Origin of the sequence: Kitasatospora sp. NPDC058162 (assembly GCF_042884005.1) — a bacterium.
In the GTDB taxonomy this organism is placed as follows: domain Bacteria; phylum Actinomycetota; class Actinomycetes; order Streptomycetales; family Streptomycetaceae; genus Kitasatospora.
On sequence record NZ_JBHVUS010000012.1, the window covers coordinates 147,715 to 169,512 of the forward strand.

Below are 21,798 nucleotides of genomic sequence, written 5' to 3' on the forward strand. Positions count from 1 at the left end.
CGGCCTATCCGGCCGAGGTCGGCGCGCCCGCGACCGGGCCGCCCGCGACCGGCGGGCCCGAGACCGGCGGGCCCCCGCCGTGGCGCGGTGACGGCACGGGTGCCGCCGCACCGGGCAGCCGGACCAGGCCCGCCACCAGGTCCGTCCGCAGCCGCCGTACCGCGGGCGCGGTGGAGGCGGGCAGCAGGTCGAACGGATCCGCCGGCCCCTCCACCGTGACCACCACCGAGTCGGCGAAGCGGTACGGCCGGTGGGCCAGCAGGCCGCCCAGGTAGCGGCGCAGCCGGGACAGTTCGGCGCGGACCGTGACCGTCCGCCCCGCGTCGCCGAACAGCGCCTCGGCCAACTGGGCCGCGGTGCTGCCCTCGCGGGCGGTGGCGAGCAGCAGCAGCAGTTCGGCGTGGCGCGGGCTGACCGGGTGCGACCAGCTGTCGGCGGCGCCCCGGACGGACAGTTCGGGACGGTCCGGCCGGCGCAGGTCGAGCCGGAGCCGGGCGCCCTCGGCCCGTTCGGCGGTCACCGTGCCGGAGCCGTCCGCCTCGGGCGGGCGGACGGGCCGCACCAGCCAGCCGTCCGCGAGCGGCTCCAGCACGCACTCGCCCAGGCCCGGCACCCAGTGCACGGCAGCCGGCGCCCAGCCCTCGCTGGGGATGCGCAGCCGGCCGCGCGGCGGCAGCCCGGCCGAGGCGGCGGTCCAGCCGGCCGCGTCCACCACCAGGGCCGGTCCGCCGACCCGGGCGAGCAGCGGGGCGGCCAGGGTGCGCAGCTGGTTCAGCGCCTCCAGGCGGTGGGCGCGCAGCTCGGTCTCGGCGAGCCGGGCGGCGGTGGCGGTGAGCTGGAGCAGGTACGGACGGACGTTGTGGGCCGGGCCGCTGAGGTTGATGGCGCCGACCAGCAGGCCGGTGGCCGGGTCGTGCACGGGCGCGGCCACGCAGGTCCAGGTGTGGTGGCTGCGCAGGTAGTGCTCGGCGGAGTGGACGTGCATCGGGCGCTGGGCGCGCAGCGCGACGCCGATGCCGTTGGTGCCGACGGTCTCCTCGATCCAGCGGGCGCCCGTGACGAAGCCGATCCGGTCGGCGCTGCGGCGCAGGCCCCGCTCGCCCTCCTGCCAGAGCACGTGGCCCTCGGCGTCGGCGATGGCGAGGATCAGCGGCGCCTGGCCGACCGGTTCGAGCAGGGTGTCGCGCAGCACCGGCATGACGTTGTCGAGCCCGCTGGCCCGGCGGCGCTGCTCCAGTTCGGCGGGGCCGAGCAGCACGGAGGCGGCGCCGGCGTCGGGGTCGAGGCCGAGGCGGCGCAGCCGGGCCCAGGAGTCGCCGATCTCGGGGCGGGGTTCGAGCCGGCCCGGCGTGCCGGGGGCGCCGGGCTCGGGGAGGGCGAGTTCGCGGGCGGCGGCGTCGGCGAGGGTGCGCTCGTGGACCTTGGCCAGCTCCGCCGCGGTCGGCGGGGTGCGGCGCTCTGGTCGTCGGGACTGCCGTCCGGTCTGCCGCACTCGCGTTGCTCCTCGCCGCCGTTCGAGGCCGCGCCGGGGTCGACGCGCTGACGAAAGCGTACGGGGGCGATGGGCGTGTGGGGATGGGGTCTGCCAAGTCCGGATACCGGTCGGTACGGAAACGGCTCCGAGGTGGTGCGGGGCTTCGTGCCGGGACCGATCGGGGGCCGTGCCGTGGCGCGGCGAGGGGCCTTGAGGTGACCGGCCGAGGGGCCTTGCCGTGCCCCTTGCGGTGCTCCGTGCCGTGCCCCTTGCCGTGACCGGCCGAGGGCCCCGGGCCGTGGCCGGCCGGGGCCCCTGCCGGGCTCCGGGCGCGGGCGGCTAGCGCTCCGTGCCGGGTTCGTGCTGGGCGGCCTCGACCGTGTGGTGGAGGTCGGCGGTGGCCTCCAGGGTGGCGCCGGTGGTCAGGGCCAGGCAGGCGGCCAGGGCCAGGGCGACGGCCCGCAGCCGGGTGGCCGGGGTGGTCGAGGGGCGGGGCTGGAGGAGGGCGGCGACCCGGCGCGGGACCGGGCCGGAGTGGGCGGCGGCGACCAGCCGGGGGCGGGCCGGCCAGGGTGAACGGCTCGCGGCGAGGGCGGCCCGGCCGACCGCGCGGGCGGTCACGGTGCGGTCGCCGACCCGGGCGGCGGCCACCTCGTCGGCCCAGCGCTCCAGGTGGTACCCGAGGGGCGCGCGCAGTCGGCGGAGCGCCGGGTGGAGGTCGGCGGCGTGCTCGGCGAGGGCGAGGAAGACGTGGTGCCGACCGGTCAGGTGGGCGCGTTCGTGGGCGAGCAGGGCGGAGCGCTCGGGCCCGTCGAGGGCGCGCAGCATCCCGGAGGTGACCACGATCCGGCCGGGCTCGCCCTCCCGACCAGGGCGGCCCAGGCGGCCGGGGAGGGCGAAGGCGTCGGCGCGCTCGTCGTCCAGCACGGTGAGCGGGTGGTCGGCGGGGTGCCGGAGCCGGGCCAGGGCCTGCCGGACGGCGTCCTGCGGCCCCCGCGCGGCGCGCGCCGGGCGCATCGGGGCGCGCCGGGGGCGCATGTCCGGATGCTGGTCGCCGTTCGTCCCGGCGCGGTTTGACTCGGCGCTGTTAGCCTCGGCGCCGCAAGGCAGGCCCGGGACGGGCAGTGCGGCCCGGGCGGTGCGCAGTTCCAGGCGTCGGCGGCGGGCCGTCCGCACCGCCAGCGCGGCGAGCGCGGCCAGGGCGAGGCCGGCCACCGCGGCCGCGAGCGGGGCGCTGGGCGCGGCGGCGGTGAGCCAGGGCAGCGAGAGGTGGCCGAGGGCGGCGACCGGGGGCAGCTGGAGCAGTCCGGCGGCGGCGAGCAGCCCGAGCGAGCAGAGGGTGCCGCCGGCCAGGACGGTGGCGGTGCCGGCCAGCAGCCAGGCGGCGGCCCGGGGCGCCAGCGCCTCGGCGAGCCGGCGGGCGAGCGGGACGGCCAGGAAGGGCAGCAGCAGCGGCGCCCAGACGGCGATCATCACGGTGCGCCCGCCGATCCCGGCCCGCCCACCGATCCGGTGCCGCCGCTGACGGTGCCGGTGCCGTGGCCGGTGCCGTGGCCGTTGCTGCCGCCGCTGCCGTCGCCGTCGCCGAGCAGGTCGCGCAGCAGCTGCTCGTCCTCGGCGGAGAGGTCGGAGACGAAGCGGGCGAGCACGGTGGAGCGGTCGGCCTCGCGGCCGAGCTCGGTGTGCATCCGGCGGGCGGCGAGGCCCGCGGTGTCCTGGACGGTCGGGGTGTAGGCGTAGGCGCGGCCGGCCCGGGTGCGCTCGACCGTCCCCTTGTCGTGCAGCCGGGCCAGGATCGTCGCGATGGTGGTGCGGGCGAGGTCCCCGCCGAGCGCCGTCTGGACGTCCTGCGGGGTCATCGGCTGCCGGGCCGACCACAGGGCGGCCAGCACCTCGGACTCCAGCTCCCCGGCGGGCCGGCGGGCGGACGGTACGTCGGACATGGCGGCGCTTCCTCCAGTTATCGTCTACAGTCTTGTAGACCGTCTACGTCACTGTAGACGGTCCTGGGCGGGTCCGCCGTGGTTTCGCGCGACCGCCCCCCAACGTACGGGAGGTCCGCCAGCCTTGCTCCAGTTCCCCGCCGATCCGGCCGTTCACCTCGCGGTGGGTACCCACCTCGCCGTGAACCCGCTGGACGCCTCCTCGCTGCTCGCCGCCTTCGGCGCGTTCGGCATCGCCGTGGTGCTGTTCGCCGAGACCGGCCTGCTGGTGGGCTTCTTCCTGCCCGGCGACTCGCTGCTGTTCACCGCGGGCCTGCTCTGCGTGCCCGGCGCCACCAAGGGCCCGCAGCTGCACCTGTGGCAGGTGCTGCCCGCCGCCCTGGTCGGCGCGCTGGCGGGAGCCCAGGTCGGCTACCTGATCGGCCGGCGCGGCGGCCGGGCACTGCTGAGCCGCACCAAGCGCAAGAGCCTGCTGGAGGGCGCGGCGCGGGCCGAGGAACTGCTGGCCAAGTACGGGCACGGCAAGGCGATCGTGCTGGCCCGGTTCATCCCGGTGGTCCGTACGGTGCTGAACCCGCTCTGCGGCGTACTCGAAGTGCCGGTCCGCTCGTTCACCTTCTGGCAGGTCGCGGGCGGCGCGGTCTGGACCGTCGGCGTGGTGCTGGCCGGGTACGGGCTCGGCTCCTCGATTCCCGGGATCGACCAGTATCTGCTGCCGATCATCGGTCTGGTAGTAGTTGTCTCCGTGCTCCCCATTGTTCTCGAACTGTTCCGCGCCCGTAAGGCGCGCCGTCACGGAGGTGACGTGTGATGTCCTCTCGGGCTCTCGCCGTGTACGACGGCAGTGGCATCGACGGCGGTCTGTACACCCAGGTGAACAAGTGGGCGCAGTCGGCCCCGCACTGGCTGGACGACGTGATCAAGGTCTGGTCCGCGATCGGCCTCGGGCTGTTCGCGCTGTTCATGCTGTACGCCTGGTGGCGGGCGCGCGGCGCCGACTCCACCGTGATGGCCAAGGTGCTCGCCTCCCCGGTGATCGTGGTCGTCGCGTACGGCATCAACTCGGTGCTCAAGGGCATGGTCGAGGAACTCCGGCCGTGCGCGCAGATCAAGGGCAGCATCGCGCTGGAGACCTGCCCGACCGCCGGTGACTGGTCCTTCCCCAGCAACCACTCGGTGATCGCCTTCGCCGCCGCGATCTCGCTCTGGTTCGTCAGCCGCCGGCTCGGCCTCGTCGCCACCGTCTTCGCGGCCCTGATGGCCGCGTCCCGGGTCTGGGTCGGCGTGCACTACCCGCACGACGTGGCGGTCGGCGCCCTCGTCGGCACCCTGGTCGCCCTGGCGCTCGCGCCGCTGGCCGGACGCTGCGGGCCGCTGGTCGACAAGATGCGGTCGGGCGCGCTGCGCCCGCTGCTCGGCCCCGGCGAGCCGCCGGTGGTGGCCCGCGGGTACGCCTCGCACCGGGCACGGCAGTACTGATTTCGTAATCCGCACCGCCCTTGTCCGGTTTCGGACGGCGGGTGGAGCATGTGAGCCGGGCGTGTGGCCCCCGACGGGGGCGGCCGCCCGGCTCAGTCGTGCTCGGGGCGCGAAGGCACCGGGCGTGCCAGCGGAGGGAGTGCCGAATGCCGTACCGACTCGACATCACGCAGGGGGACTGGCCGGGCGACCTGCTGCACAAGGGCGTCGAAGGGCTGCTCGCCGAGGCCATGGTGCTCACCCTCGCCACCGCCGGCCACGAACACGGGCCGCACGCCAACCTCGCCTTCTTCGCCTACGACGAGGACCTCGTCCTGTACTTCGTCAGCGAGCGCTCCACCCGGCACAGCCACCACCTCGCCGAGGAGGCCCGCGCCGCCGCCACCGTCTTCCTGCCGCCGCCCGTCTTCGGCGAGCAGCTGCGCGGGCTCCAGCTGACCGGCAGCGCGAGCGAGGCCTGGGGGCGGCAGGCGGAGGCCGCGTTGGCGGCCTACCAGGGGCGGTACCCGGCCTTCGCGCAGGACGAGGACGTCCGGCGGCAGTACCTCACCGGGGGCGGGGCGGCGGCGCTGTACCGGTTCCAGGTCGAGGAGCTCACGGCGGTCGACGAGCCCAACTTCGGGCGGCGCAACTACCTGCGGGCGCGGGTGCTGCGGGAGTAGCTCAGCGGGTGGCGTCGCGGGGGCCCCCGCCGATCACGAGCCCGCGGCGGTACGGCACCCGGCGCGGGCGGCCGTTGCGGACCACCGATACGCCGAGGCCGACGGTCGCGGCCATCAGCGCGGCTTCGAGGCCGAGGGCGATGGCCGCGTCCCTGGGGGAGTCGACGTTCTCCGGCAGGCGCGCCTCCGCGACGCCCCTCGGGTCGTAGCGGACGGTGAGCCGGTCGCCGACCACGTGCGAGCGCAGGCCCGCGGCCACCATGCCGTTCGGGATCGGCACGCCGTGCTCGTCCGCGAGGTCGTAGGTCGAGTCCGGCCGCTTGCCCTGCGGATGGTCGAACGCCGCCGTGACCCGGGCGGTGGCGGTCACCCCGGAGGTGCTGAGGATCACCGCGTCCCGGGCGGAGGCCACCGCCCCCAGCGTCATCAGCCACAGGAGCGCGCCGAAGGCCGCCAGCCAGCAGCCCGCCCCCGCCCCGAGCAGCCGGACCATGCCCACGACCCAGGCCACCCCGATCGCCAGCCCGAGCAGCGTCGCCGCGCCGAACCCCACGTACGTGCTCACCGCCACCAGCCCGACCGTCCCGGCCGGCACCGCGGCCACCAGCGCGGCCGTCAACGCGATGGCCCCGCGTCTGCTGCTCGGTCCTGCCACGGCTTCCCCCGCTCCTCGGTGTGACGGGGTGGAAGCGTACGCCCGGATCCGGACGGCCTCCGGGCGGGGTGCCGGCCGCTCCTACGGAGGCATCGGGAAGTACCGCATGTCAGCGGTGCTCGGCAGCATGCCGGGTGGTGTCCGTGAACTCGGGCTGCTTCTCGATCGCGGAGGCGATGATGGTTCGGCTGTACCTTCAGATCCACCCCTGGCTGATCGGCGGGGGGATCCCCGTGCTCCTGCTCCTGACAGCTCTTGAAGCGAGGCTCGCGGCGCTGGGCAGCCGCCGGGCCGGCCGGATCCTCGGGCGCTCCTCGAGGGCGAAGGCAAGAGCCGTCGCGAGAGCAGCCGCGGGCTGCAGTCAGTTGGATCGGGGGATGAGCGAGGCGGGCACTCTGTCCAAGGAAATCGCCTCCCTGAAGCGACTTCGGGACGAGCTCGTGGCCTGGGAACTCGCCAAGAGAGGGCAGTTCTGGGCGACGGCGCCGACGATGTTGATCGTCTTCCCGGCCTTGGCGGGTGGGGCGCTCGTGACGGTTCACGCGATCGGCAACCCGGTTGCCTGGGAGTGGGTGTTCGCCCCGGTGGCGATCCTTTTCGCCGTGACACAGGTCTTCCTCCGCCTCGACTCCCTGGCGCTGCGCCGAGGGCATGTCGTGGGACTCATGGCTTCCGCGGCGGCGGATGTGTTCGCGGCTTCCCGGCAGCACGAGGATGAGCCCGGCCCGGCCAGCGAGGGGGAGTTGCATCGGGCGGTTGCCGCACTGAACCGGGCGCTCCTTTCGTACGGCCGGTTCGGCCCCTACCGCAGTGCGGCGGCGCGCCGGGAGTACTTCGGGCATGCCGTCGCCATGGCGGGGAAGATCGATTCCGCTGCCCGGGATGCCCTTCGAGATTCTGCACAAGTGCTGTTCCTGGACCACCACGTCGCACACACGATGGCGGCGGTCATCGAAGGGCGGCCGCTCGCGCTGGTCAGTGAGGATGAGGCCGCAGAGGCGGCGCAGGGCTACCGCGAGAGGAACGACGTACGGCGGACCATCGCGGCCGGGGCGGTGTCGCTGACGGTGGGCGTTCTGGTGCTGAAGGCACTGCAGTCGAGCGGAATCGACGGTGCCGACACCCTGACACTTCCGTTGGTGGGACTGCTCATGGGCGTCCCTTTCAGGCTGCTGAGGCAGTCGGCGCCGGAGCTGCCGACCGTGACGAGCGGCGCGCCGGAGAGTGGGTCTCGCAGCGGTCAGGCTGAAGCCGAAGCCGATGTCGATCGGCGTGAGCGCTGGTGGGTACGTCTCCTGCCACGCCAAGCTCGTCGATGACGGCGCCGCGTGCTCGGGATCGCGATCCGCGACTCGAAGGACAAGAGTGGCCCGAACCGACAGTTCACCCCGGAGGCCCGGCAGAGCCTCGTTGCGGGCATCAGGGCCGGCGAACTCGGCTAGTTCGGGGCGTGGGCGGCTCCGGCCCGGCCGGAGCCGCCCACGAAGGCCTTGCAGAACGCCGTGGTCGGCACCTCGGGTTGTTGCGGGCCAGTGTCACTCGTGGTCCAGGGCGTCCAGCGCGGCGAGGTCGAGGGCGGTCGCGGGCTCCGGCTGGACTTCCGGGGCGAGGGCCCCGGCAATGTCGAAGCTCGGCCACTTCGGCGGACCACCCAGCATCTCGGCCCAGAGTGAGGCCCGGCGGAGGTACTCGATCATCAGTCGGGACATGGAGGCCACGTGCGCGTTGTGGCCCTGCATGTTGGTCCACCTGATGGCGGCCAAGCGGTCCAACATTGCCGTGCTCATGCCGTGTAGGCCCCTTCCCGAAGGGGCTGGTCAGCTGTGGTCGGTCGACTGGTTGCTGCCATCTGCCAGTGCGTTGAACTCGGCCCACTTGCGCTCGTCCAGCGAGTCGAGGGCTTCGTCGTTCAGCTCGACAACGGGGGTCGGGGACAGGTGCATGCGCCAGTTGCCACGCGGGACCATGATCATGCCGAAGTCGATGAAGCCGTTGGTGAGGCGGAAGCCGGCGCCGCCGCGCTCGTAGAGCCGGAGCAGGGGCTCGAACGGGTCGGGCAGCGGGCGCAGTTGCACCCCGGGCGTGCTGGTCAGGGCTGCCCACTGGACGGCGGCCGCGCCGCTGTCCATGGCGTAGGACGAGCCGGAGGCGTCATCGATGAAGTTCTCGATGTCCGCGATCACCGCCGGCTCGGCGCGGACGGCGGGGTCCACGATGGCGGCGAGGTCCAAGAAGGGCCAGTACTTGGTATCTCCGTAGGCGTCGAGCCAGAGCGCAGCCCGCCGGAAGTACTCCTCCATCAGCGCGGCGCGTGAATAGCTCTTCTCCATGGCCTCGGCAGGCGACCTCCAGCTGATGGCCTTGAGACGACCAACCATTGACAGCACGGCATCGGAACTCACTTGAGGTCGTGACCTTTCGCGCGAATGTGGGATTTGATTGCGTCGACCAGAACGTCGAGATTCGAGAGGTCGTCGGCAATCGGAACGGGCGGAACCTCGATGCCGTACTTCCTCCAGATCCAGAGCGAGCTGACTATGGTATCACTTGAGAAGTCAAGCTTATTGAAGCTATTGGGTGCCATTTGGTGGGCGCTGAAATGTTCGGGGTGGGGGATCGGCCTGCCGCCGTCCTCCCAGCAGTCGGGGTGGCTGGGCAGGTACGGAAGCCCGGCTTCGAAGAGCTTGGCCTCCACGTACTCGTGGGCTATGACAGTGCGAAGGATGTCGATGGTATCGCTCGGTCCTGGGATTCCTTTCACGGCGGCGTTCCAGCGCCGCGCGATCTCCCACTCGGGTTCAAAGTAGACGTCCTTCATGACGTTTTCCTCGCCGGGGCCGACCTGAACGTCATGGCGGTTCACCATGAGATTGTTCTTTGCGACGTCGACGATTCGAGGGTCGATTTTTGTCTCCGTCGCCACCTCTGCAACGTCGTCGGTTCTGGCGCGGTAGTCCTCATACATCTTCACGGCCTTGATGTTGATGGGCTCACTGCTGTTCGGATCGTGTACATATGGTGATCCGGACTCGGACACCCACGGTTCGGGAGCGCCATCCGGCTTGCGGGAAAAGCCGTTCGCCTCGGCCCCGCTGAAGCTGGGGCGGCGCTTCGGGGGGCCGCTTCCCGGGGCGGCCGCGGCGCCGACGGCGCCGAGGATGAGGTCGAGGGGCATGACCGGGCCGGTCTTGAAGGCGGCGTCGTAGCCGTAGCTGAGGCCGGCGCCGGTGACCATGCGGCCGGGGAGGGTGTCGGCGGCGTTCGCGACCTTGGCGAGGCCGGCGAGGGCGACGGAGGCGCTCTCGGCGCGTTCGGCGGCGTTGGCGACGGCGCGGCCGCCGGCGCCGAGGCCGCCGCCGGCGGCGCCCATGAGTTCGCCGGTCTTGCCGGAGTCGATGGCCTCCTGGAGGCTGTAGCCGCCGTCGTCGAAGAACTCGACGCGGATGGGCTGGGCGACGGCGAGGTCGACGGTGATGGCCTCGACGGCGCCGAAGGCGGCGCCGACCAGGACGGTGGCGGCGATCAGGGCGATGGTCTCGGAGACGGTCACGCCCAGGGTCGCGGCCGCGGCGACGATGCCCGCGGAGGCGGTGAGGGCGGCGCCCTCGGAGATGCCCAGGGTGAAGAAGGCCAGCGCGGTGCCGGCGATCAGCGTGCCGCCGACGATCGCGGCCTCCTCCTCCAGTTTCTTGATCGCCTTGTCGACCGCGTCGGCGAACTCGCGCAGGGCCTTGGCCAGGGCGCGGCAGGCGTCGGCGGTCTCGGGCAGCCAGCCCTTGCCCTTGCCCGCGGTGTCCTTGCCGCCGTAGTACTGGCCCCAGAACGTGCCGAAGGCGTCGATGGCGGGGCCGTGGTTGTTGGCGACGATGGCGGCGGCGGCCTGGTTGGTGGGGACGGTGACGTTGTCGAGGGCGGTGGCCATCGCCTCCCACGCGTCGGCGACCTTGCGCAGCTTGTCGGAGTCGGCGTCGGGCCACCACATCCCGGTGAGTTTGCGGACGGCCTTCGCCGCCGTGGACTCACCCACGTTCCGGCCCCGTCCGGGGGCGGCGGCCGGTCATGGCGTCAGGCCCTTTTTGGCGTGGTTGTCGGCACCGGTGTGGTTGTCGGCGTGGGCGTTCAGTCCCTCGCCGATGCTGGACAGGCCCTTGACCAGGACGTCGAGCGCGGAGAGCACGTGGTCGTGCGGGGTGTGGTAGGCCGCCGCGAACTCGTTGCCCTGCTTGTCGCTGCCCCACGGGCTGCCCGCGTCGGTGAGGCTCTGCTTGAGCTTGTCGAGCGCCTCCTTGAGCGCCTTGCTCTGGTTCTCGAAGGTCGGCGCGGCGTCCTTCAACTGCCCCGGCCGGATCTTGAACTCCGGTCCGCCGGCCTTCGCCGAGTCATCACCCACGGCATGCTCCCCCGTACTGTCCGTTCATCAGAAACGCGCGAAGGACAGGACGGCGGGCCGCCCGACGGGGTTTCAGCGCGGGGGAGTGAGGTGGGTCACGCGTCTGGGGGGGCGGGTGTGCGGCGGGAGGTGAGGCCGACCCACAGGACCGTGGTGGAGGAGGCGAGCAGGACGGCGGCGGCCCAGAAGAGGTCGGTGCCTAGGTCGATCTCCTCGGGGAGTTTGGGGCGGGCGGTGCCGTCGGGGGCGATGCGGACGGTGACCTGCTCACCGATCCGCAGGGCCTGGGTGCGCTGGTTGAGGGTGCCGCCGGGGACGGGGGCGCCGTCGGCGGTCATCAGGCGGTAGTCCCAGGAGGGGTCGCGGTTGCCGGGGGTGCGCTCGACGTCGACGACGCGGGCGGTCACCGTGCGCCCGGCGCCGAGCACCATGTCGTCACGGACGTTGTGCGCCGCGGAGGCCGCGATGAGGAGTGCGAGCGGGGCGATCAGGGCGGTGAGGCAGCCGCGGGTGCCGTCGGTAAGGCGGCCGAGTCCCGCGGCCAGGACGGCGGTGCCGAGCGCCAGGACGGCCAGGCCGGCGGGCCAGCCGTACGAGCCGTAGGCGGCGGCCGTGCCGGCGATGGAGAGCGGCGCGGCGAGGGCGAGGGCGACGGTCAGCCGGATCGGGCTCCTGACGCGGGCCGTGGCGGTCCGGGCCAGGGCGGTCCGGGCCGTGGCGGTCATCCGAAGGCCTTGCGGACGGTGTCCCACCGCTCGGGCGGCGGGTCGCCGGGGGCGGGGTCGAAGCCGAGGCCGGACCAGTCGGGCTCGGTGCCGGTCACGGCTGCCCTTGCGCGGGGGTGAGGGTCTTGGTGAGTTCGGGACTGACCGTGAAATCGGCCACTTTCTCCCCCGATGCGTCGGTTGTCGGACCGCCGAGCATAACGCCGGTTGGTACGTGGGCGATCCGCGTCGGAGGCCACCGCCCTGCTGCGTACCGGACTTTGACGGGGGAGGAAGGGCCGTTGGGCCCGTCGGTTCGAAGGCGGGCTGCCGGGGTCAGCGGCGCCAGAAGCCGCGCTTCTTCGGGGCGGTGAGCTGGATGACCGCCGTGACGAAGTGGTCGGCGACGGGGGAGGGGCCCTGGCCGTGGTTGAGGTGGTTCTGGGTGGTCCACTCGCCGAGGACGGTGCCGGGGGTGCCGTCGAAGGGGTTGACGGCGTGTTCGAGGGTGAGGTAGCGGATGGCCTTGGCGCCCTGGGGGAGGACGGCGGCGGCGAAGTAGGCCTCGGGGGTGACGGCCGGGGTGGGCAGGGTGACCAGTAACAGGCGGTGGCCTTCGACTTCGAGGTGCCGGGAGTCGAGGCCGTGGCTGGGCAGCCGGTCCTCGGGCGGGAGGGTTTCGCCGAGGGTGTCCCAGAGTTGGACGAGGGCGGGCAGCAGGCTCTTGCCGCTGGGCGAGGGGCTGGTCACCTGGGGGCCGAATTCCAGCAGCTGGCGGGCGAGTTCGCGGTGCGCGAAGCGGTAGTGGTGGGGCCTGGGATCGGTCATGGGAACACGGTAGCGAACGGGCCGGGTCGGGGCGCCGAAAACACCGGTGCCCCGACCCGGCCCGGGGCCAGGCGAATTGACGGAGGATCAGTGACCGCCCTTGAGGTTGAGAACGACCACCCCGACGATGATCAGCGCGATCCCGAGGATCTGCAGCTTCCCCAGCGACTCGCCGAAGGCGACCACGCCTATCCCGGCGACCGCCGCCGTCCCGGCGCCCGACCAGACGGCGTAGGCGACCGAGACGGGTATGTGCTTGAGCGCGCGGCCGAGCAGGTAGAAGGACAGCGCGTAGCCGACCCCCACCCCGAGGCTGGGCCAGAGGCGGGTGAACCCCTCGGTGAGTTTGAGGCAGCTGGTGGCGCAGACCTCGCTCAGGATGGCGAGGGCGAGCAGAACGTAAGGCATGTCGCTGTCAAACGGCCGGGGCGGTGCTGAGCTTCCCCAGCAGTGCGAGGTCGGCCCGTTCCAGGCTGTCCAGCAAGGTGATCCGCCCGCCGTCGGGCATCGGGACGGCGGTGGAGGGCACGGCGAGCACCGCGCAGCCGGCCGCGGCGGCGGAGGCGACCCCGGTGGGGGTGTCCTCGACGGCGACGCAGGTGGCCGGGTCGAGGCCGAGCCGCTCGGCGGCGGCCAGGTACGGGTCCGGCGCGGGCTTGGTGCGGGGGGTGTCCTCGGCGGCCATGGTGACGGCGAACCAGTCGCGGCCGATGGAGGACAGCACGAGGTCGACCACCAGGCGCGGGGAGGCGGAGACCAGCGCGGTGGGCACCCGGGCCTCGCGCAGGGCCGCGAGCAGGTCGAGCGCGCCGGGGCGCGGAACCGTTTCGGCGGCGACCTTGGCGGCGAAGGACTCGCCCAGGACGGCGGCGAGCTCGGCCTCGGGGCGGCCGGTGCCGCTGACCTTGTGCAGGTGGGCGGCGGTGTGCTCGACGGCCTGGCCGAGCACCTCGGGCGCGTCCTGGTCGGTGAGCGGGTGGCCCAGCTCCTCGGCGAGTTCGGCGGCGGCCTTCCACCACAGCTGCTCGGTGTCGACCAGGGTGCCGTCCATGTCGAAGAGGACGGCGGCGGGCAAGGGCGTGGGAATGGACGGGACGGCTTCAGGCATGGCGGTACCTTCGGTGGTTCTTCCGTGGGTGCAGAGGCGGTACTGAGGATCCCAGACGGGCTGCTCAGACGGTGCGGCGGTCCACCAGGACCGGGCGCTCCGGCAGCGTGAGCTCGGCGCGCGCGCCGGCCGGCAGGGCGGCGGCGGCCTCGGTGGGCAGGTCGGCCTTGACCTCGGTGCCGTCGTCCAGGCGGACGGTGAGCCGGGTGACGGCGCCCAGGAAGGACGCGGTGACCACCTGGGCCGGGCCGGTCGCGGACGGGGTGAGGATGACGTTCTCCGGGCGGACCAGCACCTGCAGCTCGCCGTCGGCCGGCGCCGTGCCGTCCACCGCGTGCCGGCGGCCGAGCACCTCGACGCCCTCCGCGGTGCGGGTGCACGGGATGCGGCTCATGGTGCCGACGAACTCGGCGACGAAGGCGGTGGCCGGCCGGCCGTACAGCTCGGACGGGGTGGCGCACTGCTCCAGCTTCCCGGCCCGCAGCACGGCGACCCGGTCGGCCATGGACAGCGCCTCCTCCTGGTCGTGGGTGACGAACAGGGTGGTGATGCCCAGCTCCTGCTGGAGGCGGCGGATCTCCTCGCGCAGCTGGAGGCGGACCTTGGCGTCCAGCGCGGACAGCGGCTCGTCCAGCAGCAGCACCCGCGGCTGGAGGGCGAGCGCGCGGGCGAGCGCGATGCGCTGCTGCTGGCCGCCGGACATCTGGTGCGGGTAGTGCTCGGCGCGGTGCGGCAGGCCGACCAGCTCGAGCAGCTCCAGGGCGCGCTTGCGGCGCTCGGCCTTGCCGGTGCCGCGCATCCGCAGCCCGAAGGCGACGTTGTCCAGCGCGGTCAGGTGCGGGAAGAGGCTGTACGACTGGAACACCATGCCCGCGTCGCGCTTGTGGGCGGGGATCGAGGTGATGTCCTGCCCGTCGACCAGCACCTCGCCGGAGTCGTGCTGCTCGAAGCCGGCCAGGATGCGCAGCGCGGTGGTCTTGCCGCAGCCGGACGGGCCGAGCAGGGCGAGCAGCTCACCGGGCTGGACGGTCAGGTCCAGGCCGTCGAGGGCGGTGGTGGCGCCGAACGCGCGGCGCAGCGAGCGGAACTCGACGGTGGCGCCGCCGGCGGCGGTCGCGGCCCGGGAGGCGGTGGCGGTGGCCGTGGTCATGGCTGGTAACTCCTGGAGAACGGGGGGTGGTTCAGGACCGGGCGGCCTTGCGGCCGCGGCCGACGGCGGACATCAGCAGCAGGACGAGCCAGACGATCAGCAGGCTGAGCATCGACACCGCGACGGACATCTGGCCGTCGCTCTTGCCGTTGGAGTTGATCCACACCGAGAAGGGGGAGAAGCCGAGGATGGAGGCGGTGGTGAACTCGCCGAGCACCAGGGCGACGGTGAGGACGGCGGCGTTCAGCAGCGCGCTGCGCAGGTTCGGCAGGACGACGGTGAACACCGCGCGCAGCCAGCCGGCGCCGCAGTTGCGGGCGGCCTCGACCAGGGTGACCACGTCCACGCCGCGCAGTCCGGCGTCGATGGCCCGGTAGGCGAACGGCAGGGCCATCAGCACGTAGGCGATGATCAGGACGATCGGGAAGTTCGGGTCCTGGATCGCCACGATGGTCTGGAAGAGCGGGGTGTCCTGGAGGTAGTCCGGGCCCCAGCGCAGCACGCCGATGATGCCGGTGGTGAGCGCGACGACCGGGACGACCAGCGGCATCGAGCACATGATCTCGATCACCGGGCGCAGCTTCGGCGCGCCGAGCCGGGCGGCGAGCACCGCCGGGACGAGCAGGAGCAGCAGCACCACCACGGTGACGGCGGCCAGTTCGAGGCTGAGCACCAGGCTGTCGCTGAAGCCGGGGGCGTTCAGCAGCTCGGTGTAGGCGCGGAAGCTGGTGCCGTTCTTGTGGTCGTCGACGCTGAAGACCACCGAGGAGACCAGCGGGACGGCGAAGTAGATCCCGCAGAGCAGCAGGACCAGGCCGCGGCCGAAACGGATGCGATTGATCAGGCGAGCCACTTGGCACTCCGGCGCTGAAGGGGCAGGTACACGGCCATCACCAGGCAGGCGACCACGATCATGTCGAGGCCGAGCGCGAGGGCGAGATTGCCCTGGCCGACCAGGACGTTGCCGGACAGCGCGTCGCCGATCTGCATCGAGATCAGCGGCACCGAACTGCCCACCATGGCCTCGGCGGTGGCGTACGCGGCGAAGGAGGCGCCGAACAGCAGCACGAAGCCGCCGAGCAGCGAGGGCAGCAGGACGGGCAGCGCCACGTGCCGCCAGTACTGCACGCCGGTGGCGCCGTTGTTGTACGCGGCCTCGCGCCACTGGGCCTTGAGGCCCTCCAGGGCCGGGGTGATGGTGATGACCATCAGCGGCACCAGGAAGTACAGGTAGACCACGGACAGGCCGGAGAAGGTGTAGAGGTTCCAGCCGTGCTTGGTCAGGCCGAACTTCTGGGTGACCTCGCCCGCGTTGCCGAGGGTGGCGACGAACATGAAGGCCAGCGGCACGCCGCCGAAGTTGGCGAGCACGCCGGAGGCGGACATCACGGCCTCGCGGAAGGCGCGGAACCGGGAGGTCGCCACGGCCTGGGCCAGCGGCAGGCCGACCACGGTGGCGATCAGCGCGGTCAGCAGGGAGAGCTTGACGCTGCCCCACAGGGCCGTCCAGTACGCGCCCTGGAGCGAGCCGGTGAGGTTGTCCAGGGTGAAGGTGCCGCCGCCGTCGGGGGCGTCCGTGGAGGTGGTGAACGCGCCGATGGCGATCGCGATCGCGGGCAGGCCGAAGCCGATCGCGAAGAAGAGGATCAGGGGGAGGGCGGCGAGCCAGGCGCGGCTGCCGCCGGACCGGCGCTTGGTCCGGCTCTTGGCCGGGCTCTTGGTCGGGCGGGGGGCCTCGGCGTGCACCGTGGTGGCGGTGGCCGGGGCCGTTGCGGGGGTAGCGGGGCCGGGGGCGCCCCCGCCGCTCTGGGCGGCGGAGGCGTCGGAGGGCACCGGGGTGGGAGCCGTAGTCATCAGTCAGATCAGCCCGAGATCGCCTTGGCCCAGTTCTCCGTCACGACCTTCTTGGCCGCGGTGGTCTGGTCGTCGGTCGGAAAGGTGGTGAAGGGCTTCTCGATGGCCGGGAGCTTGGCGGCGGCGGCCGCGTCCAGGGTGCCCGCGGCCTTCATGGCGTCGAACAGGGCCGGGGTGGCGTAGCCGCCCAGGTAGCCGTTCTGGCCCTCCGCGCTGTAGAGGTACTCCTCCCACAGGCGGGCGGCGGCCGGGTGCGGCGCGTCCTTGTTGATGGCCTGGTTGTAGAAGCCCGCGTAGATGCCGTCGGACGGGATGCTGACCTGCCAGTCGATGCCCTTGTCCTTGAACTTGTCGGTGTAGCCGGCGTTCAGGTAGGACCAGTCGACGCTGATCGGGGTCTCGCCCTTCTCGATGGTCGCCGGGGTGACCTCGACCGGGTTGAAGTTCCCGGCCTGCTTCAGCTTGCCGAAGAAGTCGATGCCGGGCTGGATGTTGTCCAGCGAACCGCCGTTGGCCAGGGCGGCGGCCATGACGGCGCTGTACGCGGCGTTCGCCTTGGTCGGGTTGCCGTTGAGCGCGACCATGCCCTTGTAGTCGGGCTTCAGCAGGTCGGCGAAGGTCTTCGGACAGACCGAGACCTTCTTGGCGTCGCAGGCGATCGAGACGTAGCCGCCGTAGTCGTTGTAGCTCAGACCGTTGGCGTCCTTCATGGAGGCCGGGATCTTGTCGAAGTCGGTGACCTTGTACGGGGCGAACAGGCCCTGCTTGCCGCCGGAGGTGGCGAACGCGGCACCCAGGTCGACGACGTCGGGGGCGCGGTCCTGGCCCTTGCGGGAGGTGATCGCGTTGATCTCGTCCTGGCTGGAGCCGTCCGGGTTCTCGTCCTCGATGTCGATGCCGTACTTCGCCTTGAAGCCGTCCATCAGCTTGCCGTAGTTCGCCCAGTCGCGCGGCAGCGTGATGACGTGCAGCTTGCCCTCCTTCTTGGCAGCGGCGACCAGGGCGTCCATGCCGCCGAAGTCGGCGACGGAGGTGGCGGTCTTGGCGCTCTTGCCGCCCGCGAGGTCGTTGCTGCCGGCCTTGGCGGACGACGAGCCGGCGGAACCGCAGGCGGTGAGGGACAGCGCGGCGGCGGTCAGGACGGCCGCGAAGGCGGCGGAGCGGGCACGGTGCACGGACACGGGTCAGTCTCCTGATCGGGTGTACTGCGAAAGGGGTGCTGCAGGGGAGGGGTGTCGGATCTGATCGGGGGATCGATCGTGCGAGTGGCCGTGGCGCGGATCCGTCCGGTGTGGGTCAAGTCCGTCCGGCGTGGGTCAAGGGTCCTGGTCGAGTTCGTCCGGTATCCGTTCGGAACCGTCCGAGTTGACTAGCCAACTTCGCTGACGGAGGTAAGTAACCCGGAGTTCGGTGACGGGAAGGTGAACGGACGGCCCAGAACCGGGGTCGGCTGCGGGAACGGTGGAATCCGGCCATCGGAGCGTGATCCGTTCGGTGCGATGCTCGAACGGCGCAGCGGGATAAGGTCGGGCTGTCCGTGCCGGTACGGCTGCGCTGGACACCGCCCCTGGAGGGACGAATTGACTGACGTGGCAGTGGAGCCCGGGCGCCCCGTCGAGCGTGCGGCCGGAGCCCTGTACCGCAAGGTGGCCGCCGATCTGCGCGAGGCCATCACCACCGGCGCGTACGGCGAGGCCGGCCGGCTGCCCGCCGAGGGCGCGCTGGCCGAGCAGTACGGCGTCTCCCGCGGCACCGTCCGCCAGGCGCTCGCCGTACTGCGCTCCGACGGACTGGTCACCTCCCGCCGCGGCACCCGGCGGGTGGTGCTCGGCGGCGCCCGGGTGCAGAGCTTCAGCGAACTGCTGAGCTTCACGCACTGGGCGTACTCGATGGGCGAGGAGCCCGGCGGCATCCTGGACTCCCTGGTGCGCCGACCGGCCGACGCCGCCGAGCGCGAGCAACTGCGCCTGGAGCCCGGCGCCGAGGTGTACGTGACCGTCCGGCTGCGGACCCTCTCCGGCACGCCGGTGATGGTCGAGCGCACCATCTACCCGCCGCGGGTCGGCGAGATCGTCGCCGAGCTGCCGCCGGACGTGGTCTCGCACACCGAGGTGCTGCGCGAGCACGGCATCCTGTTCACCGACGCCGACCACACCATCGACATCGTCGCGGCCAACGCGGAGGACGCCCGGCTGCTCGGCTGCCGCCGGGGCGGCCCGCTGCTGCGCGAGCGGCGGCGCACCACCGACCCGACCGGCACGCCGGTGGAGTGGTCCCAGGACCGCTACCTGCCCGGGACGGTGGCCTTCAGCGTGCACAACTCGCTGGCCACGTCGGCGCTTTCGCGGCACGCCCGGGAGCTGGACTGAGCGTTCGCCCCCGGGCGTCTTCGGCATTCTTCGCGGCGTATCAGCGCATGAGGGCGGCGAGCAGCGGGCGGTAGTGCTCGAAGTCCGGGGTCTTCAGGCCCGGCTCCTTCGCCTGCTCGTCCCAGCGTCGGACGGCCACCGCGTCGACGGCGCCCGGGAGTTCGGCGAAGGCGGCGGCCTCGTCCTGGTCCATCGGGCCGCCCTGGACCTGGAGGGTGTACTCGGAGGCCTCGGAGAGCTTCGCCCGGTAGCCGGGCTCGACCGCGCACAGGTAGCGCTTGGCGGCCACGTGCAGCCGGACCGGCTCGGTGACCTCCGGGCCGAACCAGCCGGTCAGCCAGTCGGCGCCGGTGTGGCTGTGCCGGTTGTCCTGACCCTCCATCAGATCCCGTCCGTGCAGCGCACCTTGGAAGTGGCCCACATCGTGCAGCAGCGCTGCGGCGATCAGGTGGTCGGGCGCCCCGGCGGCCTCGGCGGCGGCCGCGGCCTGCAGCATGTGCTCGGCCATGGTGACCGCCTCGCCCAGGTACTCCCCGGCGCCCTCGCCCGCGAACAGCTCGGCGAGCTCGTCCAGGGCGGCGGAGCGGCGGTGCAGCACGGCGAGGGTGGAGGAGAGCGAGTCGAGGTCCGCGTAGCAGCCCTGGAGGTGCCGGTGGCCGTCCTGCTGGAAGGCCGTACGGGCGTGCAGGAGGCGGGTGTTGTCGAAGACGAGGCAGTCGCCGGGGCCCAGGCGGAAGGTGAGCTGGAGGGCCGGTCGCAGGGTGATCGCGGCGAAGCGGCGGTAGGCGGTGTAGAAGGCGTCCCGGTTGCCGCTGCGGAGGGTGCCGATCGAGCGGTTGTTGAACCGGACCTCGCGGATCCGGCCCAGTGGGTCCACGTCGATCAGCGGGCGGTCGGCGCGCAGTTCGGTGCGGCGGTCGCGGAAGACGAAGGGGACGGGGGTGCGAGTGAGCGTCGCGAAGTGCTCGGGGGCCTCGTCTCTCAGCAGGGCTGCCGCCTTGAAACCGTCCACCAGGCCGGAGTCGCCGCCGGTCGCCGAGTTCTCCAGGCAGTGCAGCAGTTGGAGCGTCGGCACCGGGTCGCGGTACGGGTTGTCGGTGTGCGGGGCGATGGCCTTGTTCGTGAACGCGAGGTTGTTGGGGTCCGGCTCGACCCGGACGTCGAACAGCTCGCCGTAGTTGGTGACCCGGACGTAGCCGAAGCTCTCGGCCACCCGCAGCACCTGCCCCTCCACCGTGGGCACCCCGCGCAGGACGGCGAAGCCGCTGCGCCGTACGGCGGCCAGGACGGCGGCCTGCTCGGCGGGGTCGGTGAGGTACGTCCCCCAGTCGGCCTCGGGGATGCCGCGGGCGAAGTCGGCGGCGGCCCAGAGCCGCTTGCCCTGCTCGGTGCGGCCGTCGCCGCCGTCCTCCCCGGCCAGCCAGTCGAGCGGGTAGCGGGAGCGGTGGCCGTCGGACCAGAGCACCTCCAGGTGGCCGTCGAGCTCGGTGCTCGCGGCGACGGCGAGGTCCGGCGGCAGGTCGTCGATCTGGAACAGCTTCTGCCCGTTGCGCGGGTCCCGGCACTCGGCGCAGGGGCAGTTGTCGCGCAGCCAGTACGGCGGCGGTTGCTCGGTCACGGTCTCCTCCTCGGCGGGAAGTTGTCTAGCCAACTTCAGCTCTGGGCGGAGCCTGCCGGTCCCCGGTGAGTTCCGCGTGCCGGGCGGGTGAACGCTGCGGGAACTGTGCCGGAGACGGTGGCCGAAAGCCGTTGCGCGAGGTGGTCCAGACCTGCTCTCATCTGCGGGTGCCGGAAAACGATCACCCCCAGCCCACCGACCTCCTGGTCGACGTCACCCCCGCCGCCCCGCTGCCGCGCTCGCGCCGCAAGTTCTGGCTGGGCGCCGCCGTTGTCGGTGTTCTCGCCGTGGCGGCCTTCGGTGTCGTCTTCGCCGACAACTTCGCGAACCTGGGGGCGTACAAGTACAGCCCGCCGACCCACTTCGACGGGCTCCAGATCGCCCCCAAGGCCTCCCGGTCGAAGGTCGTCAGGCTCAACTCGGACTCCGGCGTCTCGGCCACCACCTACCTCGGTGGCGAGGACGGGCGGACGATCTTCCTCACCGTCAGCGAGCAGCACATCTTCACGCCCTCCTCGGAACTCGACGACCTGGTCGCCCGCCAGCGCTCCAACGGCGTGACCTTCACCGACCTGCACGACGTCGACCCCGGCGAGCGGGGCGGCGTGATGAAGTGCGGCACCACCGACTACGAAGGCCACCCGGTCGCGGTCTGCGATTGGGCCGACGGCAGCATGTGGGGCGTCTACGACGAGATGGCCGAAGACGGCGCCATCGACCCCGGCGGCCTCGCCGCCCGCGCCCGGGACTTCCGCAAGCTGGCCGAGGTCCCGTCCTGAACTGCGCTACAGGGAGCGGAGATGGGCCTCGGCGGCGGCGCGGCTGTAGAAGCGCCTGATCCGGTCCGAGGCGCCGTGCACCCGGAGGTATCGGTGGCGGTCGCGGTCCCACAGGCCCCAGCTCTCCAGCAGGAGGAAGTGCGGGCTGCGGGAGCCGATCAAGCGGATCTCGTACCGCTTGCGGGAGAGTGTGCTGGTCATCAAGCGACCTCGGGCTGCTCGTTGGCGCGCACCCAGCGCTCGGCCTGGTCGTAGGAGTAGAAGCGGAGCGGCTCGGGGCGGGGCGGGAGCGCCTTCACCAGGCGGTCGGTGCTGTGGTCGTGGATGACCCAGACCGGGTAGTCGGCGCCGGTCGGGGCGTCGGCGGGGACGATCCCGTAGCGGGCGCTCATCGGTGGACCACCTGGAGGAAGCCGCCGGCCTTCTCGACCTCGGCGGCGAAGTCGTCGAACTCGCCGTCGATGGGGGAGATGGCGGCCCTGGAGGGGGTGAGGATCGCGCCGGCGGTCCGGTCGGTGATGGTCTTCAAGGCGGCGAGGAGCAGGGGGCGCCGGTCCGGGGGCTTCTCGGTCTCGTCGTCCAGGACGGTGAGGGTGACGTCCCAGCGGTGGAGGAGCGCGTACTCCTCGCAGCTGCGCATCTCCAACTCGGGGAAGGTGGGGGAGGGTTTGGCCAGGTAGATCACCACCTGGAAGGGGACGGTGGGGATCTGGGGCGTGGGGGCCGGCGGGGTGCTGTGCAGCTTCAAGGCCCGCTCCTCTCAGTAGTGAGATGACTACCCGGGG

General features: G+C 72.5%; 27 protein-coding genes. 7 read left to right on the forward strand and 20 right to left on the reverse strand.

Translation table 11 applies throughout. The features are described from left to right. Nucleotides 1-4 precede the first annotated feature (4 nt). The 3 genes from ACFVXG_RS23100 to ACFVXG_RS23110 form a co-directional block, all read right to left on the reverse strand. The gene (locus ACFVXG_RS23100; RefSeq protein WP_387930224.1) at nucleotides 5-1,492 is read right to left on the reverse strand and encodes a GAF domain-containing protein; all 1,488 of its coding nucleotides are present in this window, start codon (nucleotides 1,490-1,492) and stop codon (nucleotides 5-7) included. Nucleotides 1,493-1,813: 321 nt separating this feature from the next. Continuing rightward, entirely contained in the window at nucleotides 1,814-2,947 is a 1,134-nt protein-coding gene (locus ACFVXG_RS23105) for a M48 family metalloprotease (RefSeq protein ID WP_387930226.1), read from the reverse strand. Further along, a complete protein-coding gene (locus tag ACFVXG_RS23110; RefSeq protein WP_387930228.1) occupies nucleotides 2,947-3,417 on the reverse strand; it encodes a BlaI/MecI/CopY family transcriptional regulator in 471 nt (156 codons plus the stop codon). The genes ACFVXG_RS23105 and ACFVXG_RS23110 overlap by 1 nt, the downstream gene beginning before the upstream one ends. Before the next feature lie 124 nt (nucleotides 3,418-3,541). Here ACFVXG_RS23110 and ACFVXG_RS23115 point away from each other — a divergent pair, with 124 nt between their 5' ends. From ACFVXG_RS23115 to ACFVXG_RS23125, 3 genes are all read left to right on the forward strand, one after another. Then, nucleotides 3,542-4,228: a DedA family protein gene (locus tag ACFVXG_RS23115; RefSeq protein ID WP_387930230.1), complete on the forward strand. Its 687-nt coding sequence runs from the start codon at nucleotides 3,542-3,544 to the stop codon at nucleotides 4,226-4,228. Then, complete coding sequence (locus tag ACFVXG_RS23120; RefSeq protein WP_387930232.1) at nucleotides 4,228-4,896, forward strand: phosphatase PAP2 family protein; 669 nt, start codon at nucleotides 4,228-4,230, stop codon at nucleotides 4,894-4,896. Before ACFVXG_RS23115 ends, ACFVXG_RS23120 begins: the two co-directional genes overlap by 1 nt. Nucleotides 4,897-5,042: 146 nt before the next feature. Next, nucleotides 5,043-5,558 carry a pyridoxamine 5'-phosphate oxidase family protein gene (locus tag ACFVXG_RS23125; RefSeq protein ID WP_387930234.1) on the forward strand — a complete coding sequence of 172 codons (516 nt, stop codon included), beginning with the start codon at nucleotides 5,043-5,045 and terminating at the stop codon, nucleotides 5,556-5,558. A 1-nt stretch (nucleotide 5,559) separates the two neighbouring features. Here the strand turns inward: ACFVXG_RS23125 and ACFVXG_RS23130 are convergent, their stop codons facing one another. Then, a complete protein-coding gene (locus ACFVXG_RS23130; RefSeq protein ID WP_387930236.1) occupies nucleotides 5,560-6,213 on the reverse strand; it encodes a hypothetical protein in 654 nt (217 codons plus the stop codon). Between the two features lie 137 nt (nucleotides 6,214-6,350). On the opposite strand from ACFVXG_RS23130, the gene ACFVXG_RS23135 reads away from it, so the two are divergent. After that, the gene (locus ACFVXG_RS23135) at nucleotides 6,351-7,532 is read left to right on the forward strand and encodes a hypothetical protein (protein WP_387930238.1); all 1,182 of its coding nucleotides are present in this window, start codon (nucleotides 6,351-6,353) and stop codon (nucleotides 7,530-7,532) included. 9 nt (nucleotides 7,533-7,541) lie between these two features. Then, entirely contained in the window at nucleotides 7,542-7,655 is a 114-nt protein-coding gene (locus ACFVXG_RS23140) for a DUF397 domain-containing protein (RefSeq protein WP_387930240.1), read from the forward strand. Between the two features lie 93 nt (nucleotides 7,656-7,748). Here ACFVXG_RS23140 and ACFVXG_RS23145 read toward each other — a convergent pair whose 3' ends face one another. From ACFVXG_RS23145 to ACFVXG_RS23200, 12 genes are all read right to left on the reverse strand, one after another. After that, entirely contained in the window at nucleotides 7,749-8,000 is a 252-nt protein-coding gene (locus ACFVXG_RS23145; protein ID WP_387930242.1) for a hypothetical protein, read from the reverse strand. Nucleotides 8,001-8,030: 30 nt separating this feature from the next. Then, a complete protein-coding gene (locus ACFVXG_RS23150) occupies nucleotides 8,031-8,591 on the reverse strand; it encodes a hypothetical protein (RefSeq protein ID WP_387930244.1) in 561 nt (186 codons plus the stop codon). A gap of 20 nt (nucleotides 8,592-8,611) precedes the next feature. After that, a complete protein-coding gene (locus ACFVXG_RS23155; RefSeq protein WP_387930246.1) occupies nucleotides 8,612-10,240 on the reverse strand; it encodes a hypothetical protein in 1,629 nt (542 codons plus the stop codon). 30 nt (nucleotides 10,241-10,270) lie between these two features. Continuing rightward, on the reverse strand, nucleotides 10,271-10,603 hold the full coding sequence (locus tag ACFVXG_RS23160; protein ID WP_387930248.1) for a WXG100 family type VII secretion target: 333 nt from the start codon (nucleotides 10,601-10,603) through the stop codon (nucleotides 10,271-10,273). Nucleotides 10,604-10,698: 95 nt separating this feature from the next. Beyond that, complete coding sequence (locus ACFVXG_RS23165; protein ID WP_387930250.1) at nucleotides 10,699-11,328, reverse strand: hypothetical protein; 630 nt, start codon at nucleotides 11,326-11,328, stop codon at nucleotides 10,699-10,701. A 315-nt stretch (nucleotides 11,329-11,643) separates the two neighbouring features. After that, the gene (locus ACFVXG_RS23170) at nucleotides 11,644-12,135 is read right to left on the reverse strand and encodes a hypothetical protein (protein WP_387930252.1); all 492 of its coding nucleotides are present in this window, start codon (nucleotides 12,133-12,135) and stop codon (nucleotides 11,644-11,646) included. A gap of 87 nt (nucleotides 12,136-12,222) precedes the next feature. After that, entirely contained in the window at nucleotides 12,223-12,543 is a 321-nt protein-coding gene (locus tag ACFVXG_RS23175) for a DMT family transporter (RefSeq protein ID WP_387930254.1), read from the reverse strand. A 7-nt stretch (nucleotides 12,544-12,550) separates the two neighbouring features. Beyond that, on the reverse strand, nucleotides 12,551-13,243 hold the full coding sequence (locus ACFVXG_RS23180) for an HAD family hydrolase (protein WP_387930256.1): 693 nt from the start codon (nucleotides 13,241-13,243) through the stop codon (nucleotides 12,551-12,553). Between the two features lie 64 nt (nucleotides 13,244-13,307). Further along, nucleotides 13,308-14,393, reverse strand: a complete 1,086-nt coding sequence (locus ACFVXG_RS23185) for an ABC transporter ATP-binding protein (RefSeq protein WP_387930258.1) — start codon at nucleotides 14,391-14,393, stop codon at nucleotides 13,308-13,310. A gap of 31 nt (nucleotides 14,394-14,424) precedes the next feature. After that, the gene (locus ACFVXG_RS23190; protein WP_387930353.1) at nucleotides 14,425-15,234 is read right to left on the reverse strand and encodes an ABC transporter permease; all 810 of its coding nucleotides are present in this window, start codon (nucleotides 15,232-15,234) and stop codon (nucleotides 14,425-14,427) included. After that, a complete protein-coding gene (locus tag ACFVXG_RS23195; protein ID WP_387930260.1) occupies nucleotides 15,234-16,247 on the reverse strand; it encodes an ABC transporter permease in 1,014 nt (337 codons plus the stop codon). The genes ACFVXG_RS23190 and ACFVXG_RS23195 overlap by 1 nt, the downstream gene beginning before the upstream one ends. A gap of 8 nt (nucleotides 16,248-16,255) precedes the next feature. Beyond that, nucleotides 16,256-17,428: an ABC transporter substrate-binding protein gene (locus tag ACFVXG_RS23200; protein ID WP_387930262.1), complete on the reverse strand. Its 1,173-nt coding sequence runs from the start codon at nucleotides 17,426-17,428 to the stop codon at nucleotides 16,256-16,258. 408 nt (nucleotides 17,429-17,836) lie between these two features. Here ACFVXG_RS23200 and ACFVXG_RS23205 point away from each other — a divergent pair, with 408 nt between their 5' ends. Further along, nucleotides 17,837-18,616: a GntR family transcriptional regulator gene (locus ACFVXG_RS23205; protein ID WP_350506701.1), complete on the forward strand. Its 780-nt coding sequence runs from the start codon at nucleotides 17,837-17,839 to the stop codon at nucleotides 18,614-18,616. Nucleotides 18,617-18,656: 40 nt separating this feature from the next. On the opposite strand, the gene ACFVXG_RS23210 is transcribed toward ACFVXG_RS23205, so the two are convergent. Continuing rightward, nucleotides 18,657-20,234 (reverse strand): phosphonate degradation HD-domain oxygenase, encoded by a 1,578-nt coding sequence (locus ACFVXG_RS23210; protein WP_387930264.1) that lies wholly within the window; start codon nucleotides 20,232-20,234, stop codon nucleotides 18,657-18,659. Between the two features lie 167 nt (nucleotides 20,235-20,401). On the opposite strand from ACFVXG_RS23210, the gene ACFVXG_RS23215 reads away from it, so the two are divergent. After that, the gene (locus ACFVXG_RS23215; protein WP_387930266.1) at nucleotides 20,402-21,013 is read left to right on the forward strand and encodes a hypothetical protein; all 612 of its coding nucleotides are present in this window, start codon (nucleotides 20,402-20,404) and stop codon (nucleotides 21,011-21,013) included. A gap of 6 nt (nucleotides 21,014-21,019) precedes the next feature. On the opposite strand, the gene ACFVXG_RS23220 is transcribed toward ACFVXG_RS23215, so the two are convergent. The 3 genes from ACFVXG_RS23220 to ACFVXG_RS23230 are packed head-to-tail and all read right to left on the reverse strand — an operon-like array spanning nucleotide 21,020 to nucleotide 21,761. Continuing rightward, complete coding sequence (locus ACFVXG_RS23220; protein WP_387930267.1) at nucleotides 21,020-21,214, reverse strand: hypothetical protein; 195 nt, start codon at nucleotides 21,212-21,214, stop codon at nucleotides 21,020-21,022. Then, nucleotides 21,214-21,405: a hypothetical protein gene (locus ACFVXG_RS23225; protein WP_387930269.1), complete on the reverse strand. Its 192-nt coding sequence runs from the start codon at nucleotides 21,403-21,405 to the stop codon at nucleotides 21,214-21,216. Before ACFVXG_RS23225 ends, ACFVXG_RS23220 begins: the two co-directional genes overlap by 1 nt. Next, the gene (locus ACFVXG_RS23230) at nucleotides 21,402-21,761 is read right to left on the reverse strand and encodes a hypothetical protein (protein ID WP_387930271.1); all 360 of its coding nucleotides are present in this window, start codon (nucleotides 21,759-21,761) and stop codon (nucleotides 21,402-21,404) included. Before ACFVXG_RS23230 ends, ACFVXG_RS23225 begins: the two co-directional genes overlap by 4 nt. Nucleotides 21,762-21,798 lie beyond the last annotated feature (37 nt).

Excerpts from the sequence above, each read along its gene's own strand:
- ACFVXG_RS23105 (WP_387930226.1), bottom strand. The coding sequence starts at position 2,947 with ATGATCGCCGTCTGGGCGCCGCTGCTGCTGCCCTTCCTGGCCGTCCCG.
- ACFVXG_RS23110 (WP_387930228.1), bottom strand. The coding sequence starts at position 3,417 with ATGTCCGACGTACCGTCCGCCCGCCGGCCCGCCGGGGAGCTGGAGTCC.
- ACFVXG_RS23120 (WP_387930232.1), top strand. The coding sequence starts at position 4,228 with ATGTCCTCTCGGGCTCTCGCCGTGTACGACGGCAGTGGCATCGACGGC.
- ACFVXG_RS23125 (WP_387930234.1), top strand. The coding sequence starts at position 5,043 with ATGCCGTACCGACTCGACATCACGCAGGGGGACTGGCCGGGCGACCTG.
- ACFVXG_RS23145 (WP_387930242.1), bottom strand. The coding sequence starts at position 8,000 with ATGAGCACGGCAATGTTGGACCGCTTGGCCGCCATCAGGTGGACCAAC.
- ACFVXG_RS23150 (WP_387930244.1), bottom strand. The coding sequence starts at position 8,591 with ATGGTTGGTCGTCTCAAGGCCATCAGCTGGAGGTCGCCTGCCGAGGCC.
- ACFVXG_RS23165 (WP_387930250.1), bottom strand. The coding sequence starts at position 11,328 with ATGACCGCCACGGCCCGGACCGCCCTGGCCCGGACCGCCACGGCCCGC.
- ACFVXG_RS23170 (WP_387930252.1), bottom strand. The coding sequence starts at position 12,135 with ATGACCGATCCCAGGCCCCACCACTACCGCTTCGCGCACCGCGAACTC.
- ACFVXG_RS23175 (WP_387930254.1), bottom strand. The coding sequence starts at position 12,543 with ATGCCTTACGTTCTGCTCGCCCTCGCCATCCTGAGCGAGGTCTGCGCC.
- ACFVXG_RS23180 (WP_387930256.1), bottom strand. The coding sequence starts at position 13,243 with ATGCCTGAAGCCGTCCCGTCCATTCCCACGCCCTTGCCCGCCGCCGTC.
- ACFVXG_RS23185 (WP_387930258.1), bottom strand. The coding sequence starts at position 14,393 with ATGACCACGGCCACCGCCACCGCCTCCCGGGCCGCGACCGCCGCCGGC.
- ACFVXG_RS23195 (WP_387930260.1), bottom strand. The coding sequence starts at position 16,247 with ATGACTACGGCTCCCACCCCGGTGCCCTCCGACGCCTCCGCCGCCCAG.
- ACFVXG_RS23220 (WP_387930267.1), bottom strand. The coding sequence starts at position 21,214 with ATGACCAGCACACTCTCCCGCAAGCGGTACGAGATCCGCTTGATCGGC.
- ACFVXG_RS23225 (WP_387930269.1), bottom strand. The coding sequence starts at position 21,405 with ATGAGCGCCCGCTACGGGATCGTCCCCGCCGACGCCCCGACCGGCGCC.